We start from the raw sequence: 15,684 nt of genomic DNA, 5'->3' as shown, positions 1-15,684 counted from the left end.
TCGGTGGCGAAGGCGACGACCTCCTGCGCGCCGGAGACCGGGTCCGGGGTCCCGGCGACCAGCGGGGCACCGGCCCGCTGGGCGATGTGCCGGGCGGCGACCTTGTCACCCAGGTCCCGGATCGCCTGCGGCGGCGGACCGATCCAGATCAGACCGGCATCCAGCACCGCCTGCGCGAACTCGGCGTTCTCGGAGAGGAAACCGTAGCCGGGATGGATGGCGTCCGCGCCCGACTCACGCGCGGCCCTGAGGACCTTGGCGATGTCCAGATAGCTGGTCGCGGGGGTGTCACCACCCAGGGCGAACGCCTCATCAGCGGCACGGACATGCAACGCGTCCCGGTCCGGATCCGCGTAGACGGCCACACTCGCGATCCCCGCATCCCGGCACGCCCGGGCCACGCGGACAGCGATTTCGCCACGATTGGCGATGAGCACCTTGCGCACGATTGAGGCTCCCTCCTTGAAACAAGCCGAGTTTAGGGACTGCCGACACGGCACTTCGACCCGTCCCCAATGGTGAGCTTGCCCACACGGAGCGTGATTCGAGGCTCGCTCGACCCCCGAAAGCCCTTGTAGTACCGCGGTACGCAGGGCTCCTGGGGGAAACCCTAGCCCGCCTGTGTGGTCAAGGTCTCTGTAAGAGCGTGCTGCGGGCCACTCGGTTTCTTTGTGGAGTCCCTACTAATGGCCCAATGATTCTTTGCTCGTGCCGGAACCCTTGTCGCGAGGTTTACCCGTTAGTAGCGTTCTCGTGTCTCGAACGTACTTGGGGTAACAGCTGTCCTGTGCGGCAGCGGTCGGAAGTGGGTGGGGACCGGTGTCAGTGCGCAGGCCGGTGGCGTGGACCGTGGCGGTCGTGCTCTTCGCGGAGGCGGTCGGCGTCGCGGCGCTGAACTGGTTCCTGGCGATCGTCGTCGACCGCCAGGACATGTCCCTGGCCGGTCTCGACCCGGACATGATGTCCGTCTCCTCGAAGATCGGCGGGGTCGTTTTCGGGCTGTACTTCGCGCTGTGCGGCCTGGTCGCGCTGCTCGTGGCGGTGCGCGACCGCGCACCCGCGGGGGTCGGCCGGATCCTGCTGATCAGCGCCGCCGTGGTGCACGGGCTGCTCGGGGCCTTCACCTGGGGGCTGGTCGGACCCGGCGCCTTCATCTTCATGATCGTCGTACTGGGCCTGATCGTGCTGCTGCTGATGACGTACGACGGCCGGGAGGAGCCCGCCGCCGGGCAGCGGACCGAGGACGGCAAGGGCGGTGACGGCTCCCCGGTCAGTCCTCCGCCGGCGCCCACAACTCCGTGATACCCGTCCCGAGGTCGGCGAGCAGGCGGCGCAGCAGGGGCAGGCTGAGGCCGATGACGTTCCCGTGGTCGCCGTCGATGCCGTCGATGAACGGGGCCGAGCGGCCGTCCAGGGTGAACGCCCCGGCGACGTGGAGGGGCTCCCCGGAGGCCACGTAGGAGGCGATCTCGTCGTCGGTCGGCTCGCCGAAGCGGACGACCGTGGACGCGGTCGCCGAGACGTGGCGGCCGGAGGCGGTGTCCCAGACGCAGTGGCCGGTCTGCAGCGTGCCCGCCCGGCCGCGCATCGCCTTCCAGCGGGCGGTGGCCTCCTCCGCGTCGGCCGGCTTGCCGAGCGCCTGGCCGTCCAGGTCGAGCACCGAGTCGCAGCCGATCACCAGGGCGCCGTGCACCTCCGGCTTCGCGGCCACCACGGACGCCTTGGCCTCGGCCAGGGCGAGGGCCAGCTCGGCGGGGGTGGGGGCGGTGACGGCGTCCTCGTCGACACCGCTCACCAGGACCTCCGGGGCGAGCCCCGCCTGGCGCAGCAGGCCGAGCCGGGCCGGGGACCGGGAGGCGAGGACGAGTCGGCGGCGGGACTGAGCAGTCATGGGGTCAGACTAGCCACCGGGCGTGGGGGCGGCTCACCCCAGGCCGAGGACGACCATCGCGAGGACCATGGCCAGCGCCAGGAACACGCTCAGCCGCCGCAGCATGTCCTGCGTGTCGCGCAGTTCCTTGGGCGGCTCGTTCTCGGGGTCGGACCACAGCATGTCACTAGCGTGGGGCTTGGCCGTGGGGCGGGGCTTGAGTACGGGTACTTAAAATTGGGGCGCGGCGTTCCTCTTCTGTGCGCGGTTCCCCGCGCCCCTGGGGCGGATGTCCTCAGCTCGGCCAGTACGTGCGGGTCCAGGACGCCGGGCCCGGGTGGGGCATGTGGTGGGTTGCGATGCGGGACGGGTCGGACCACGCGTCGCGGGGGCGGTCGGGCGTGGACGGTTCCGCTTCCGTCGCTGCCGCGCGGGCCCTGACCACCGTCAGGGCTGCGGCGAGTTCCTCCGGGGTGGGGTTGCCCCGGACGACCTTGATGGTCACAGCGGCTCCTTACAGGGGGATGTTGCCGTGCTTCTTCGGGGGCAGGGACTCGCGCTTGGTGCGCAGCTGGCGCAGGCCGCGGACGATGTGGCGGCGGGTGTCGGACGGCATGATCACGGCGTCGACGTAGCCGCGTTCGGCGGCGGTGTAGGGGTTGAGGAGGGTGTCCTCGTACTCCTGGATCAGGCGGGCCCGGGTGGCCTCGGCGTCGTTACCGGCGGCGGCGATGGTGCGGCGGTGCAGGATGTTGACCGCGCCCTGGGCGCCCATGACGGCGATCTGGGCGGTGGGCCAGGCCAGGTTGAGGTCGGCGCCCAGGTGCTTGGAGCCCATGACGTCGTAGGCGCCGCCGAAGGCCTTGCGGGTGATGACCGTGATGAGCGGCACCGTGGCCTCGGCGTAGGCGAAGATCAGCTTGGCGCCGCGGCGGATGATGCCGTCGTGCTCCTGGTCGACGCCGGGCAGGAAGCCGGGGACGTCCACGAAGGTGAGGACGGGGACGTTGAAGGCGTCGCAGGTGCGCACGAAGCGGGCCGCCTTCTCGGAGGCGGTGATGTCCAGGCACCCGGCGAACTGCATGGGCTGGTTGGCGACGATGCCGACCGGGCGGCCCTCCACGCGGCCGAAGCCGGTGAGGATGTTCGGTGCGAACAGGGGCTGGGTCTCGAAGAACTCGCCGTCGTCCAGGACGTGCTCGATGACGCTGTGCATGTCGTAGGGCTGGTTCGCCGAGTCGGGGACGATCGTGTCCAGCTCGGCGTCCTCGTCCGTGACCGCCAGGTCCGCCTCCTCCGGGAAGGCGGGCGGCTCGGAGAGGTTGTTGGACGGCAGGTACGACAGCAACTGCTTGACGTACTCGACCGCGTCCTTCTCGTCGCCGGCCATGTGGTGGGCCACGCCCGAGGTGGAGTTGTGGGTGCGGGCGCCGCCCAGCTCCTCGAAGCCGACGTCCTCACCGGTGACCGTCTTGATGACGTCGGGGCCGGTGATGAACATGTGGCTGGTCTGGTCGACCATCACCGTGAAGTCGGTGATCGCGGGGGAGTAGACCGCGCCGCCCGCGCACGGGCCGACGACCAGGCTGATCTGCGGGATCACGCCGGAGGCGTGGGTGTTGCGGCGGAAGATCTCCCCGTAGGCGCCGAGGGAGGCGACGCCCTCCTGGATGCGGGCGCCGCCGGAGTCGTTGATGCCGACGACCGGGCAGCCGGTCTTGAGGGCGAAGTCCATAACCTTGACGATCTTCTGGCCGTAGACCTCGCCCAGCGCGCCGCCGAAGACGGTGAAGTCCTGGGAGAAGACGGCGACCGGGCGGCCGTCGACGGTGCCGTAGCCGGTGACGACGCCGTCGCCGTAGGGGCGGTTGGCGTCGAGGCCGAAGTTGGTGGAGCGGTGCCGGGCGAACTCGTCCAGCTCGACGAAGGAACCCTCGTCGAGGAGGAGATCGATGCGTTCACGAGCCGTCAGCTTGCCCTTGGCGTGCTGCTTCTCGACGGCCCGTGCGGAACCGGCGTGCGTCGCTTCCTCGATACGGCGCCTGAGATCCGCGAGCTTGCCCGCGGTCGTGTGGATGTCGGGCTGCTGCTCTTCCGGCTCGGACATCGGGATGCGGCTCCCTGCCTGCTCAAAAGGGGGGACGGTTACTCGTTCGTAGAGTAGTAGGGGCCCTTCCGATCGGCAGTGCGGTGTTTCCCACACCTAGGGTGGGTTGCATGACGCCCCGTGACTCCTCCGACTCCCCGAACGACGCCCCGCGCAACAGGTGGTCCGACCTGGACCGGCCTCCCCTCAGCAGCACGGCCCTGCGCCGGGGGCTGGTGCGGGACGGCGGGCTGTGGCGGCGGGTCGACGTCGTGCAGCGCACCGGGTCCACCAACTCCGACCTCGTGGCCCTGGCCGCCGAGGGCGACCTGGCGGAGGGGGTCGTCCTCGTCGCCGAGGAGCAGAGTGCCGCGCGGGGGCGGCTCGACCGGCAGTGGACGGCACCCGCCCGCTCCGGGCTGTTCTTCTCCGTGCTGCTGCGCCCCGCCGAGGTCCCCGTGCCCCGCTGGGGCTGGCTGCCGCTGCTCACCGGCGTCGCCGTGGCCACCGGACTGTCCCGGGTGGCCGGGGTCGACACCGCCCTGAAGTGGCCCAACGACCTGCTGGTGACCGTCGGCGACGAGGAGCGCAAGGCCGGCGGCATCCTCGCCGAGCGGGCCGGGGACGACGGCGTCGTCATCGGCGTCGGCATCAACGTTTCGCTCCGCGCCGACGAGCTGCCGGTCCCGCGGGCCGGGTCGCTGGCGCTGGCCGGGGCCGTGAACACCGACCGGGACCCGCTGCTGCGCGGCGTGCTGCGGTCGCTGGAGGACTGGTACGGGCGCTGGCGCGAGGCCGGGGGCGACCCGGCGGCCAGCGGGTTGCAGGAGACGTACGCGGCGGGTTGCGCGACGCTCGGGCGCATGGTGCGCGCGGAGCTGCCGGGGGACCGGTCGCTCGTCGGGGAGGCGGTGGCCGTGGACGGCGACGGGCGGCTGGTGCTCGCGACCGGGGCGGGGGTGCAGGAGCCGGTGGGCGCCGGGGACATCGTGCACCTGCGGTTGGCGTGAGCGCGTCCCCGGGGCACTCTCGGAGTGCGGACCGCACGGGAGTGAGCTGGGGCACACCTGACGTAAAGTTGGGGCCGGTCGAACCTGACCGCGGCAGATCGGAAAGGCAGCAGGCGTGACCGTCGACGACACCGGCTCCGGCGCGGACGGGGACGGCCGGGTGGACCCCGAGCCCGCCCCGGACTCCGCCGACCCCGGCGAGGACCCGCTCGCGCTGCGCCTCGAGGGGCTCATCCTGGGTGCCGAGCGCCGCTACACCCCCTTCCAGGCCGCCCGCAGCGCGGGCGTCTCCATGGAGCTGGCCTCCCGTTTCTGGCGGGCCATGGGATTCGCCGACATCGGCCAGGCCAAGGCGCTCACCGAGGCCGACGTCCTGGCCCTCAGGCGGCTGGCCGGTCTGGTGGAGGCGGGGCTGCTCAGCGAGGCGATGGCCGTCCAGGTCGCGCGGTCCACGGGGCAGACCACCGCCCGGTTGGCCGAGTGGCAGATCGACTCCTTCCTGGAGGGCCTTACCGAGCCTCCCGAGCCGGGGATGACGCGCACCGAGGTGACGTACCCCATCGTCGAACTGCTCCTGCCCGAGCTGCAGGAGTTCCTCGTCTACGTCTGGCGGCGCCAGCTCGCCGCCTCGGCGGGGCGGGTCATCCAGGCCGGGGACGACGAGGAGATGGTGGACCGGCGGCTCGCCGTCGGCTTCGCGGACCTGGTCGGCTTCACGCGGCTGACCCGGCGGATGGAGGAGGAGGAGCTCGGCGAGCTGGTCGAGGCCTTCGAGACCACCTCCGCCGACCTGGTGGCCGCGCGCGGCGGACGGCTGGTCAAGACCCTCGGCGACGAGGTGCTCTACGCCGCCGACGACGCCGGTACGGCCGCCGAGATCGCGCTGCTCCTGGTCGAGACGATGGCCCACGACGAGACCATGCCGGAACTGCGCGTCGGCATCGCCTTCGGCACCGTCACCACCCGGATGGGCGACGTCTTCGGCACCACCGTCAACCTGGCCTCCCGGCTCACCTCGATAGCCCCCAAGGACGCGGTCCTCGTCGACACCGCCTTCGCGGAGGAGCTGATCCGCACCCGGGACGCCCCCGCCTCGGAGGCTGCGGCGGCGGAGGAGGCCGCCGCGGCGGAGAAGGAGGGCGAGGAGCCGCCGGTGTACCGCTTCGCGCTCCAGCCGATGTGGCAGCGGCCGGTGCGCGGTCTCGGCGTGGTCGAGCCGTGGCTGCTCACGCGCCGGAACGGCGGCGGCGGGGAGTCGTAGACCCGGGCCGCCGGGCGGCCCTGCCCCCTGCTTCCTGCCCCGGCTGCCCGGCGGTTGTGGCCCGCGGCCGTCGTGCGTGGCTCCTCAGTCGCCGAGCAGGTCCACGCAGAGGCCGATGACCGGCACGCACAGGCCGGGATCCGCCGGTTCCGGCGCCGGGTCGGACGGCGGGGGCGTGCCGCGGCCCGGTGGCGGGGTCGGCGCGGGGGGCGGTACGGGGCGGTCGGACCGCGACGGCTGCGGAGTCCCCGGGGCCGGGGCTCGCTCGCCGGTGTCTTCCTCCTGCTCCCGTTCCCGTTCCGCCGCCCCTTCCCCGTCTCCTTCCCCCGGCCTCCGGGTCTCGGGGGCGCCCGGGGTGCGCACGGGTATGGCGGTGGGGAGCGGGACCGCCGGACCGCTCGCGGAGGGGCCGGGCACCGGACCGGGTATGAGGCCCGGTCCGGGGGAGCCGCTCAGGCCGCCCATGGCGGACGTCGCGGAAGGACCGGCTCCGGATGGTTCGCCGACGGTGCCGGCGGCGGGGGCCGTCGCCCGGTCCGAGGCCGTGCCCCGTCCGCCGCCCTCCAGGCGCGGGTCCGCCCCGGCGCGGAAGCCGCCGACGTCGCCGCCGGGCTCGGGCAGCAGCCGTACGACGCTCAGGGCACCCGCCGCCAGGGCTAGGCCGCCCGCGGCCAGCAGCACCTTGCGGGGGCGGGGCCTGCGGTGCCGGCCGCGGCGGCCCCACGCGTACCGCGGCTCTGTCGGTGTGCCGGTCGTCGTCATGATCCCTCCCCGGTGCGCACGCGCCCCCGCTGCGCCATGGCGGAGCGAGGCTACGGGCCGGTGCGGGCCGGGGTACGACGGTCGGCCGTATGTCACTCGAACGGGTAAGCGGGGTCGGTCGGGGCCGGGCGTGCCCGGCCTTCCCCCGGGCGAGCGGGGCTGCGATGATCGGGCGGTCTACTTGTTAACACGCGTTAACCGGAGGGTGTCATGAGCGAGGAGCGGTTCGGAGAGTTCGTCCTGGTGCGCCGGCACGGGGAGGGGCATGTCGCGGAGCTCGTGCTCGACCGGCCGAAGGCCATGAACGCCGTGTCGACCGCGATGGCCCGGTCCGTGAGCGCGGCCTGCGCGGCGCTGGGCGAGGACCGGAGCGTGCGGGTGGTGGTGCTGACCTCGTCGCACGAGCGGGCGTTCTGCGTGGGGGCGGACCTGAAGGAGCGCAACTCCTTCACCGACGCCGATCTGCTGCGCCAGCGGCCGGTGACGCGCGGGGCGTACACCGCGGTGCTGGAGCTGCCGGTGCCGACGGTCGCCGCCGTGCACGGGTTCGCGCTGGGCGGCGGGTTCGAGCTGGCGCTGTCGTGCGACGTGATCGTGGCCGACCCCACGGCCGTGGTGGGGCTGCCGGAGGTGTCGGTGGGGGTGATCCCGGGCGGCGGCGGTACGCAGTTGCTGCCGCGCCGGGTGGGGGCGGCGCGGGCCGCCGAGCTGGTGTTCACGGCGCGGCGGGTGGCGGCCGAGGAGGCGCGCGCGCTGGGGCTCGTGGACCAGCTGGTGGAGGAGGGGCGGGACCGGGAGGAGGCGCTGGAGCTGGCCGCCCGGATGGCCGCGAACTCGCCCGTGGGCCTGCGCGCGGCCAAGCGTGCGCTGCGCCTCGGGCACGGGCTGGACCTGCGCGCGGGACTCGAGGTCGAGGACGCGGCGTGGCGTTCGGTGGCGTTCTCGGGGGACCGCGCCGAGGGCGTGGCGGCGTTCAACGAGAAGCGGGCGCCGCGGTGGCCCGGCGAGTGAGGCGACCGCGCGAGTGACACGACCGCGCGAGCCGGAGGCAATCGCCCGGTTCGGCCCGTTTGAGTAACGTTTCTTCATAAATCTCCCTAACCTGGAGTGATGGGTGACGACAGGCGGCTCGCGGCCGTGGTGGCGCTTGCGCAGGGGATGGCCGCCGCGCACAGTGCGCGGGAGGCGTGGCGGGCGGCGGCCGTCGGCGGGTGCCTGGCGCTGGGCGGCAGCTTCGCCGCGCTGTCGGTGTGGGAGCGGGAGCTGGGGCGGCTGCGGGTCCTCGTGAACGTCGGCCGGCGGGCCGAGGACGAGGAGGAGTTCCCGGAGGACGAGTCCTACCCGGTGCACCAGTTCGCGGAGATCACCGAGTTCCTGCACGAGCGCTGGGCCGGCGGCGGGGAGCCCGACGCCTGGGTCGAGACGGCCGCGGGGCCCGCCGCCGGGCGTCCCGGCTACGTCCACCAGCGGGTCGCCGCCCTGCGCCGCCGGGGCCGGGGCTGCTGCGTGGTCGCGCCGATCGTGCTGCACGGGCGGGCGTGGGGCGAGCTGTACGTGGCCCGGCCGGTGGGGGAGCGGGTCTTCGAGCGGGGCGACGCCGACTTCGCCACCGTACTGGCCTCCGTCGTCGCCGCCGGGATCGCGCAGACCGAGCGGCTGGAGGAGGTCAGGCGGCTCGCGTACACCGACGCGCTCACCGGGCTGGCCAACCGCCGCGCGGTCGACGCCGCGCTGGACGAGGCCGTGGAGCGGCACCGCGAGGAGGGCGTCGCCGTCAGCCTCGTCGTCTGCGACCTGAACGGCCTCAAGCGGGTGAACGACACGCACGGCCACGCCGTCGGGGACCGGCTCCTGGAGCGGTTCGGCTCGGTGCTGTCGCTGTGCGGGGCGATGCTGCCGGGGGCGCTGGCCGCGCGGCTCGGCGGGGACGAGTTCTGTCTGCTCGCGGTCGGGCCGCCCGCCGACGCCGTGGTCAAGGCGGCCGAGGAGCTGTGCCGCCGGGCGGCCGAGCTGGAGCTGGGGGACGGCGTGGCCTGCGGGGTCGCGTCCACCGAGGACCAGGTCGGGTCGGTGCGCTCCGCCCGCCGGCTGTTCCGGCTCGCCGACGCCGCCCAGTACCGGGCCAAGGCCGAGCGGGCGGCCGGGCCGGTCGTCGCGGGGCGCGAGGGGCCCGACGACCCCGTCGTACGGCTCGCGGACGAGCCCTCCCGGGAGGAGGGCGGGGAGCGTCGGCGCTTCCGCGGTCGGCACTCGCCGTGACGCCGGTCCGGTAAGGGGCGCAGACGGTGCCCATCCGTGACGCATCCCCTCGTGACATCATCGAATTCACTGCGTACGCTCCTGAATATGGATATGCACACTGTGGTGGTGGGGACGGCGGGGGTCACCGCGTCCGACGTTCTCGCCGTGGCGCGCGCGGGCGCCCGGATCGAGCTTTCCGAGGAGGCGGTGGCGGCCCTCGCCGCGGCCCGCGGCATCGTGGACGCCCTGGCCGCCAAGCCGGACCCCGTGTACGGCGTGAGCACCGGCTTCGGCGCCCTGGCGACCCGGCACATCAGCCCCGACCTGCGGGCTCAGCTGCAGCGCAACATCGTCCGCTCGCACGCCGCCGGGATGGGCCCGCGCGTCGAGCGCGAGGTGGTCCGCGCGCTGATGTTCCTGCGGCTGAAGACCGTCTGCTCCGGTCGCACCGGCGTCCGCCCGGAGGTCGCCCAGACCATGGCCGACGTGCTCAACGCCGGGATCACCCCGGTCGTGCACGAGTACGGCTCCCTCGGCTGCTCCGGCGACCTCGCCCCGCTGTCGCACTGCGCGCTCACCCTCATGGGCGAGGGCGACGCCGAGGGCCCCGACGGCACCGTGCGGCCGGCCGGTGAGCTGCTCGCCGCGCACGGGATCACCCCGGTCGAGCTGCGCGAGAAGGAGGGCCTCGCCCTCCTCAACGGCACCGACGGCATGCTCGGCATGCTGGTCATGGCCCTCGCCGACCTCGACACCCTCTACAAGTCGGCCGACATCACCGCCGCGCTGACCATGGAGGCCCTGCTCGGCACCGACCGCGTGCTGGCCCCGGAGCTGCACGCCATCCGCCCGCACCCCGGGCAGGCCGCCAGCGCCGCCAACATGGCCGCCGTGCTCAAGGGCTCCGGCCTGACCGGCCACCACCAGGACGACGCCCCCCGCGTCCAGGACGCCTACTCCGTGCGCTGTGCCCCGCAGGTCGCCGGTGCCGGACGCGACACCATGGCCCACGCCGGTCTCGTCGCCGAGCGGGAGCTGGCCGCGGCCGTCGACAACCCGGTCGTCCTGCCCGACGGGCGGGTGGAGTCCAACGGCAACTTCCACGGCGCCCCGGTCGCCTACGTCCTGGACTTCCTCGCCGTCGCCGTCGCCGACCTCGGCTCCATCGCCGAGCGGCGCACCGACCGGCTCCTGGACAAGAACCGCAGCCACGGCCTGCCGCCGTTCCTCGCCGACGACCCGGGCGTCGACTCCGGCCTGATGATCGCCCAGTACACCCAGGCGGCCCTGGTCGGCGAGCTGAAGCGGCTCGCCGTACCGGCCTCGGCGGACTCCATCCCGTCCTCCGCGATGCAGGAGGACCACGTGTCGATGGGCTGGTCGGCGGCGCGCAAGCTGCGCACGGCCGTCGACAACCTGTCCCGCGTGATCGCCGTCGAGCTGTACGCCGCCACGCGCGCGATCCAGCTCCGCGAGGGCCTGACCCCGGCGCCCGCGTCGCAGGCCGTCGTCGAGGCCGTACGGGCGGCCGGCGTGGAGGGTCCGGGACCGGACCGCCACCTGGCGCCCGACCTCGCCGCGGCGGACGCGTTCGTGCGCGCCGGGCACCTGGTCGCGGCGGCGGAGACCGTCACGGGGCCGCTGCGCTAGCGGCCGGCGGCCGATGGGTGGTGGTGACAGGTCCGAGGGGGCCCGGCGCGGTGCCGGGCCCCCTCGGACCGTCCGCCGGGCGTACCGGACGGCCGGACGGATCCTCCAAGAGGCCTTCCGGCGGTCAAGAGAGCCAAAAGAACGTCAAGTTCTCTCAAAGGCCGAGGCGTTCCCGGCGGACCGAGTAGCCCACGAAGCCGGCGCCGAGGCCGAGGCAGAGGGCGCCGCCGACCACGTACGGGGTGCTGTCGAAGCTGCCGGTGTCGGCCAGCCGGGTCGTGCCCTCGCCGACGGCCGCCGTGTTTGTGGACGCGTCGGCGGAGGCGGCTCTCGCCTGGGCGGTGACCTGCGGAGACGGCGTCGCGGCGGCGGATTCGAGCACCGGTGTCTCCGGTGTCGCGTTCGCCGACGGGACGAACCACAGGGCACAGAGCAGGCCGCCCGCGGCGGCGGCGGTCAGCAACGAACGGCGAGCGGATGACACGGAATATCGATCCCCTTGTGGCGCTGGCGAATTGGCCGTGTGGGCAGATGTTAGTGAAAGGCGCGGGTCACAGGAAAGTCACGGGAGCGGTCGGCCTTACGCTCCGGGCATGAGTACTCCAGAGACATCACGGTTTGTACGTATTCGCGTCGAGCTGGTGCTAGAGATCGACGACGAGGAGGCCGTCACCGGGGCGGCCCTGCAGTCCCTCGCCGACGACACCGACCTGTCCGACGCGGAGCGGGCCGACTCCGAGCGCGCTGTGACGGAGGACACCGCCGAGGCCCTGGCGCATCTCGTGGACCCGTTCGACCTGGTCAGTGTGGTGCCCGGGGTCGAGCTCCAGCAGGCCTCCTGGAGCAGTGAGCAGATCGACTACGACCCCGACTCGCCCGAGTGGGACCTCGACGAGGATGATGGCGGCGAGAACGACCCGGAAGACGAGGAAATGACGGTCGGCTGACGCGGTGTGGGGAAATTCCTGACCCCGGGCGGCAACCGCCGCCCGGGGTTTCGTCGTCTCACGGTGCGCACTGACCGACACCTCTCCGCATGGCGTCCGCCCCCCGGGGCAAACGTGGTATGCCCCACATCCGTGAGCGATGTGGAACGGGACGAACCGGTCGTAGCGTTGAAAGTTATTGACGGGGTATCTCGGGGTTTCGGGAATCGGCAACGATGGAGAAGCGTGTGATGACGGACGGTAAGCGGCGCAAGGGCCTGGCGGCCGCGTCCGCACTGCTCGGCGGTGTGCTGGTGCTCTCGGCATGTTCCAGTAGCGACGCCGACACCTCCGGGGGCGGGGACGGCAAGACCTCGCAGGCCGAGGTCGACGAGGCGGCGGCCAAGAAGACCTCCGAGGCCCAGATCAAGATCACACCCAAGGGCGGCTCGGACAACGCCTCCATCAACAACTCCGCCGGCGTCACCGTGAGCAAGGGCACGCTCACCGAGGTGAAGATGACCGCCTCGGACGGCACCGAGGTCAAGGGCGAGATATCCGCCGACAAGACCAGCTGGAAGCCCGGCGGCCAGCTGGAGCGCGCCACCAAGTACCAGATCACGGCGACCGCGCAGGACTCCGAGGGCCGCGCCGCCCACGAGAACGCGTCGTTCACCACGGTCTCCCCCGAGAACAGCTTCATCGGGACCTTCACCCCGGACGACGGCAAGACCGTCGGCGTCGGGATGCCCGTGTCGATCAACTTCGACAAGCAGATCACCGACAAGGCCGCCGTCCAGAAGGGCATCACGGTCAACAGCAGCAGCGGCCAGGAGGTCGCCTGTCACTGGTTCTCCACCCAGCGCATGGACTGCCGCCCCGAGAACTACTGGCAGGAGGGCTCGACCGTGACCCTCAAGCTGGCGCTCGACGGGGTCGAGGGCGCCGAGGGCGTCTACGGCGTCCAGCAGAAGTCGGTCACCTTCAAGATCGGCCGCAACCAGGTCTCCTACGTCGACGCGAAGACCAAGCAGATGAAGGTCACGCAGGACGGCAAGACGGTCAAGACCATCCCGATCTCGGCCGGCTCCCCGGAGAACAAGACCTACGAAGGCCAGATGGTGATCTCCGAGAAGTTCAAGGAGACCCGGATGGACGGCTCGACCGTCGGCTTCACCGACGACGACGGCAAGGGCGAGTACGACATCAAGGACGTGCCGCACGCCATGCGCCTGAGCACCTCCGGCACCTTCATCCACGGCAACTACTGGGGCAAGGGCATCTTCGGCAGCGTCAACACCAGCCACGGCTGCGTGGGCCTGGAGGACGCCAAGGGCGCCAACGACCCGAACACGCCGGGCTCCTGGTTCTACGACAACTCGATCATCGGTGACGTGGTCGTCGTCCAGAACACCGGCGACAAGACCATCGCCCCGGACAACGGCCTCAACGGCTGGAACATGGACTGGGCCCAGTGGAAGGCGGGTTCGGCGGTCTGACGCCGAACTGCTGCCGGGCCGGGGCCACTTCGCACGGGCGCCCGCCACTCCCCGCACGGGAGCGGCGGGCGCCCGCGCCTTTCCCGGCTTCTCATCCTTCTCTTACGCAGGCCTTATCCCTTCATCACGGGCCGTCCTTACGTTGCGGCCATGTTCTTCACGTACCTGAGGCGCGAGCTGCGCCGCCGCCGGAAGGCGGCCCTCGTCGTCGCCTCGGGCCTGGCGCTGGGCATCGCGCTGGTCATCGTCGTCGACTCCGTCTCCTCCGGGATGAGCCGGGCCCAGGACAAGGTCCTGCAGTCCCTGTACGGGCTGGGCACGGACATGACGGTCACCAAGGCCGCCGAGGCCTCCTCCGGCGGCACCGCCGAACGGCCGCGGTTCCGCTTCGACGCGCAGGACGACGGCTCCGAGGCGGAGCAGAGCACCGACCGCGTCATGGTGCAGGGCTTCCAGTCGCTGGCGAGCACGACCGTCGGCGAGGTCGCCGGGCAGAGCGGCGTCGCCGACGCGGTGGGCGGCCTGAGCCTGCAAGTCGTCAAGGTCAGCGGCGAGTTCTCCCGCGGCCGGTTCGAGCAGGACACCTCCGGCGGCGGCACGGCCCAGGGCCAGGGTGAGGGCCAGGGCGGCGGACCGGGCGGCGGGCAGTCCCCGCAGGGCCGCGTCCAGGGCGGCGGCGCCGACTTCGACGTCAACAGCTACTCCGTCTACGGCACCGACGTCACCGAGCCCGCCCTCGGCCCGCTGAACACGTCCACCATCACCAGCGGCCGCACCTTCAAGGAGTCCGAGACCGACGCGAAGGTCGCCGTGGCCGACTCGGCGTACGCCAAGGAGAAGAAGCTCAAGACCGGCAGTACGGTCACCGTCAAGGACACGAAGTTCGAGATCGTCGGCATCGCCACCGCCGACAGCGGCGACGCGGCGGCCGACCTCTACCTGCCGCTGAAGCAGGCCCAGACGCTGGGCGACGCCAAGGACAAGGTCACCACCATCTACGTCAAGGCGACCGACTCGCAGCGGATCGACGGCGTCAAGTCCGCGATCCAGCAGAACGTCCCCGGTACCACGGTCACCACCTCCGCCGACCTCGCCGACACCGTCTCCGGCTCCCTGTCCACCGCCTCCTCGCTCGCCACCGGCGTCGGCAAGTGGCTGTCGGTCCTCGTCCTCGTGGCCGCCTTCCTGGTCGCCGGTCTGCTCACCTCCTCCGCCGTCTCCCGCCGGGTGCGCGAGTTCGGCACGCTCAAGGCGCTCGGCTGGCGCTCGGGCCGGGTCACCCGGCAGGTGATCGGCGAAGCCGTCGTCAACGGCCTGGTCGGCGGCGCCCTCGGCATCGCGCTGGGGCTCGCGGGCGCGTACGCCGTCACCGCCGCCAGCCCGACGCTGCAGGCCCAGCTGGGCGGCGGCGCGGGCGGTGGCGGGGGCGCGGGCGGTCCCGGCGGCGGCTTCGGCGGCGGCCCGGGCGGCCCCGGCGGACAGGCCGCGGCCAAGACCCTCGACATCGCGCTGACCGCACCCGTCAGCCTCACCACCATCGCCCTCGCGGTCGCCCTCGCCGTGACCGGCGGGCTCGTCGCCGGCGGCTTCGGCGGCTGGCGCGCCTCGCGGTTGCGCCCGGCGGACGCCCTGCGCCGCGTCGAGTAGCGCCCCCCTTCCCCCGTACTCCAGGAGTCGCACCATGTACGAACTCAGCGGCGTCACCAAGCGCTACACCCGCGGCAAGGCCGCCGTGCACGCCCTCGACGGCGTCGACCTGACCATCGCCGACGGCGACCGGCTGGTCATCCAGGGCCCCACCGGCGGCGGCAAGTCCACCCTGCTCCAGATGCTGGGCGCCCTCGACCGGCCCAGCTCGGGCCAGATCGTCCTCGACGGCACCGACCTCGCCACGCTCCCCGAGGCCAGGCTGACCCGGGTGCGCAGCGAAAGCATCGGCTTCGTCTTCCAGTCCTTCAACCTGATCCCGACCCTGACCGCCCAGGAGAACGTCGAGACCGCTCTGGTCCCGCTCGGTGTACGGGCGAAGGACCGGCGCGAGAAGGCCGCCGAGGCCCTGGCCTCCGTCGGCCTCGGCGAACGACTCGGCCACCTACCCGGCGAGATGTCCGGCGGCCAGCAGCAGCGTGTCGCCATCGCCCGCGCCCTGGTGAAGCAGCCGAAGGTGCTCCTCGCCGACGAACCCACCGGAAACCTCGACGAGTCGACCCGCGACGAGATCATGGACGTGCTCGACCGCATGTGGAAGGAGCTGGGCCTCACCTTCGTCATGGTCACCCACGACTCGGCGATCGCCAGGAAGGCCCCCCGCGTGGCCACCATCCGCAAGGGCCGCATCACCGTCAAGGAGAACGCCTCGGCCTGACGGTGTGCGGACGG

General features: G+C 72.6%; 17 protein-coding genes. 10 read left to right on the top strand and 7 right to left on the bottom strand.

The features are described from left to right. The coding region (locus tag ACH4D3_RS35305) for a biotin carboxylase N-terminal domain-containing protein (RefSeq protein ID WP_398331032.1) at positions 1 to 446 on the bottom strand (446 nt) is incomplete at its 3' end. Positions 447 to 819: 373 nt separating this feature from the next. Here ACH4D3_RS35305 and ACH4D3_RS35300 point away from each other — a divergent pair. Beyond that, a complete protein-coding gene (locus ACH4D3_RS35300; protein ID WP_398331029.1) occupies positions 820 to 1,302 on the top strand; it encodes a hypothetical protein in 483 nt (160 codons plus the stop codon). Here ACH4D3_RS35300 and ACH4D3_RS35295 read toward each other — a convergent pair. The 4 genes from ACH4D3_RS35295 to ACH4D3_RS35280 all read right to left on the bottom strand — a co-directional run bounded on the left by ACH4D3_RS35295 (position 1,271) and on the right by ACH4D3_RS35280 (position 3,977). After that, on the bottom strand, positions 1,271 to 1,891 hold the full coding sequence (locus ACH4D3_RS35295; protein WP_398331026.1) for a nucleoside triphosphate pyrophosphatase: 621 nt from the start codon (positions 1,889 to 1,891) through the stop codon (positions 1,271 to 1,273). The genes ACH4D3_RS35300 and ACH4D3_RS35295 overlap by 32 nt on opposite strands. 33 nt (positions 1,892 to 1,924) lie before the next feature. Next, on the bottom strand, positions 1,925 to 2,053 hold the full coding sequence (mmpB, locus tag ACH4D3_RS35290; RefSeq protein ID WP_003974049.1) for a morphogenic membrane protein MmpB: 129 nt from the start codon (positions 2,051 to 2,053) through the stop codon (positions 1,925 to 1,927). Between the two features lie 112 nt (positions 2,054 to 2,165). Next, positions 2,166 to 2,375: an acyl-CoA carboxylase subunit epsilon gene (locus ACH4D3_RS35285; protein ID WP_398331023.1), complete on the bottom strand. Its 210-nt coding sequence runs from the start codon at positions 2,373 to 2,375 to the stop codon at positions 2,166 to 2,168. A 9-nt stretch (positions 2,376 to 2,384) separates the two neighbouring features. Further along, positions 2,385 to 3,977 (bottom strand): acyl-CoA carboxylase subunit beta, encoded by a 1,593-nt coding sequence (locus ACH4D3_RS35280; protein ID WP_398331020.1) that lies wholly within the window; start codon positions 3,975 to 3,977, stop codon positions 2,385 to 2,387. 110 nt (positions 3,978 to 4,087) lie between these two features. Here ACH4D3_RS35280 and ACH4D3_RS35275 point away from each other — a divergent pair, with 110 nt between their 5' ends. Next, positions 4,088 to 4,966 (top strand): biotin--[acetyl-CoA-carboxylase] ligase, encoded by an 879-nt coding sequence (locus ACH4D3_RS35275; RefSeq protein ID WP_398331017.1) that lies wholly within the window; start codon positions 4,088 to 4,090, stop codon positions 4,964 to 4,966. Positions 4,967 to 5,081: 115 nt separating this feature from the next. Next, complete coding sequence (locus ACH4D3_RS35270) at positions 5,082 to 6,227, top strand: adenylate/guanylate cyclase domain-containing protein (protein WP_398331014.1); 1,146 nt, start codon at positions 5,082 to 5,084, stop codon at positions 6,225 to 6,227. A gap of 84 nt (positions 6,228 to 6,311) precedes the next feature. On the opposite strand, the gene ACH4D3_RS35265 is transcribed toward ACH4D3_RS35270, so the two are convergent. After that, complete coding sequence (locus ACH4D3_RS35265) at positions 6,312 to 6,989, bottom strand: hypothetical protein (RefSeq protein WP_398331011.1); 678 nt, start codon at positions 6,987 to 6,989, stop codon at positions 6,312 to 6,314. Positions 6,990 to 7,199: 210 nt separating this feature from the next. On the opposite strand from ACH4D3_RS35265, the gene ACH4D3_RS35260 reads away from it, so the two are divergent. From ACH4D3_RS35260 to hutH, 3 genes are all read left to right on the top strand, one after another. Then, on the top strand, positions 7,200 to 8,000 hold the full coding sequence (locus tag ACH4D3_RS35260; protein ID WP_398331009.1) for an enoyl-CoA hydratase/isomerase family protein: 801 nt from the start codon (positions 7,200 to 7,202) through the stop codon (positions 7,998 to 8,000). A 99-nt stretch (positions 8,001 to 8,099) separates the two neighbouring features. Beyond that, on the top strand, positions 8,100 to 9,248 hold the full coding sequence (locus ACH4D3_RS35255; RefSeq protein WP_398331006.1) for a diguanylate cyclase domain-containing protein: 1,149 nt from the start codon (positions 8,100 to 8,102) through the stop codon (positions 9,246 to 9,248). Positions 9,249 to 9,341: 93 nt separating this feature from the next. After that, the gene (gene hutH / locus ACH4D3_RS35250; protein ID WP_398331047.1) at positions 9,342 to 10,880 is read left to right on the top strand and encodes a histidine ammonia-lyase; all 1,539 of its coding nucleotides are present in this window, start codon (positions 9,342 to 9,344) and stop codon (positions 10,878 to 10,880) included. 154 nt (positions 10,881 to 11,034) lie between these two features. On the opposite strand, the gene ACH4D3_RS35245 is transcribed toward hutH, so the two are convergent. Then, positions 11,035 to 11,364: a hypothetical protein gene (locus ACH4D3_RS35245; protein ID WP_398331003.1), complete on the bottom strand. Its 330-nt coding sequence runs from the start codon at positions 11,362 to 11,364 to the stop codon at positions 11,035 to 11,037. A gap of 109 nt (positions 11,365 to 11,473) precedes the next feature. Between ACH4D3_RS35245 and ACH4D3_RS35240 the strand changes: the two genes are divergently transcribed. The 4 genes from ACH4D3_RS35240 to ACH4D3_RS35225 all read left to right on the top strand — a co-directional run bounded on the left by ACH4D3_RS35240 (position 11,474) and on the right by ACH4D3_RS35225 (position 15,670). Next, complete coding sequence (locus tag ACH4D3_RS35240; protein WP_398331000.1) at positions 11,474 to 11,827, top strand: hypothetical protein; 354 nt, start codon at positions 11,474 to 11,476, stop codon at positions 11,825 to 11,827. A gap of 230 nt (positions 11,828 to 12,057) precedes the next feature. After that, positions 12,058 to 13,305 (top strand): Ig-like domain-containing protein, encoded by a 1,248-nt coding sequence (locus ACH4D3_RS35235; protein WP_398330997.1) that lies wholly within the window; start codon positions 12,058 to 12,060, stop codon positions 13,303 to 13,305. A gap of 150 nt (positions 13,306 to 13,455) precedes the next feature. After that, entirely contained in the window at positions 13,456 to 14,952 is a 1,497-nt protein-coding gene (locus ACH4D3_RS35230; RefSeq protein WP_398330996.1) for an ABC transporter permease, read from the top strand. A gap of 34 nt (positions 14,953 to 14,986) precedes the next feature. Next, positions 14,987 to 15,670, top strand: a complete 684-nt coding sequence (locus ACH4D3_RS35225; protein ID WP_398330993.1) for an ABC transporter ATP-binding protein — start codon at positions 14,987 to 14,989, stop codon at positions 15,668 to 15,670. The last annotated feature ends 14 nt before the right edge of the window (positions 15,671 to 15,684 follow it).

The sequence above is a fragment of the Streptomyces sp. NPDC018026 genome, assembly GCF_044327745.1.
Lineage (GTDB): Bacteria > Actinomycetota > Actinomycetes > Streptomycetales > Streptomycetaceae > Streptomyces > Streptomyces rubrogriseus.
This window is presented reverse-complemented; position numbering and strand designations above follow the sequence as displayed.

Excerpts from the sequence above, each read along its gene's own strand:
- ACH4D3_RS35295 (WP_398331026.1), bottom strand. The coding sequence starts at position 1,891 with ATGACTGCTCAGTCCCGCCGCCGACTCGTCCTCGCCTCCCGGTCCCCG.
- mmpB (WP_003974049.1), bottom strand. The coding sequence starts at position 2,053 with ATGCTGTGGTCCGACCCCGAGAACGAGCCGCCCAAGGAACTGCGCGAC.
- ACH4D3_RS35280 (WP_398331020.1), bottom strand. The coding sequence starts at position 3,977 with ATGTCCGAGCCGGAAGAGCAGCAGCCCGACATCCACACGACCGCGGGC.
- ACH4D3_RS35275 (WP_398331017.1), top strand. The coding sequence starts at position 4,088 with ATGACGCCCCGTGACTCCTCCGACTCCCCGAACGACGCCCCGCGCAAC.
- ACH4D3_RS35265 (WP_398331011.1), bottom strand. The coding sequence starts at position 6,989 with ATGACGACGACCGGCACACCGACAGAGCCGCGGTACGCGTGGGGCCGC.
- ACH4D3_RS35260 (WP_398331009.1), top strand. The coding sequence starts at position 7,200 with ATGAGCGAGGAGCGGTTCGGAGAGTTCGTCCTGGTGCGCCGGCACGGG.
- ACH4D3_RS35255 (WP_398331006.1), top strand. The coding sequence starts at position 8,100 with ATGGGTGACGACAGGCGGCTCGCGGCCGTGGTGGCGCTTGCGCAGGGG.
- hutH (WP_398331047.1), top strand. The coding sequence starts at position 9,342 with ATGCACACTGTGGTGGTGGGGACGGCGGGGGTCACCGCGTCCGACGTT.
- ACH4D3_RS35240 (WP_398331000.1), top strand. The coding sequence starts at position 11,474 with ATGAGTACTCCAGAGACATCACGGTTTGTACGTATTCGCGTCGAGCTG.
- ACH4D3_RS35235 (WP_398330997.1), top strand. The coding sequence starts at position 12,058 with ATGACGGACGGTAAGCGGCGCAAGGGCCTGGCGGCCGCGTCCGCACTG.
- ACH4D3_RS35230 (WP_398330996.1), top strand. The coding sequence starts at position 13,456 with ATGTTCTTCACGTACCTGAGGCGCGAGCTGCGCCGCCGCCGGAAGGCG.
- ACH4D3_RS35225 (WP_398330993.1), top strand. The coding sequence starts at position 14,987 with ATGTACGAACTCAGCGGCGTCACCAAGCGCTACACCCGCGGCAAGGCC.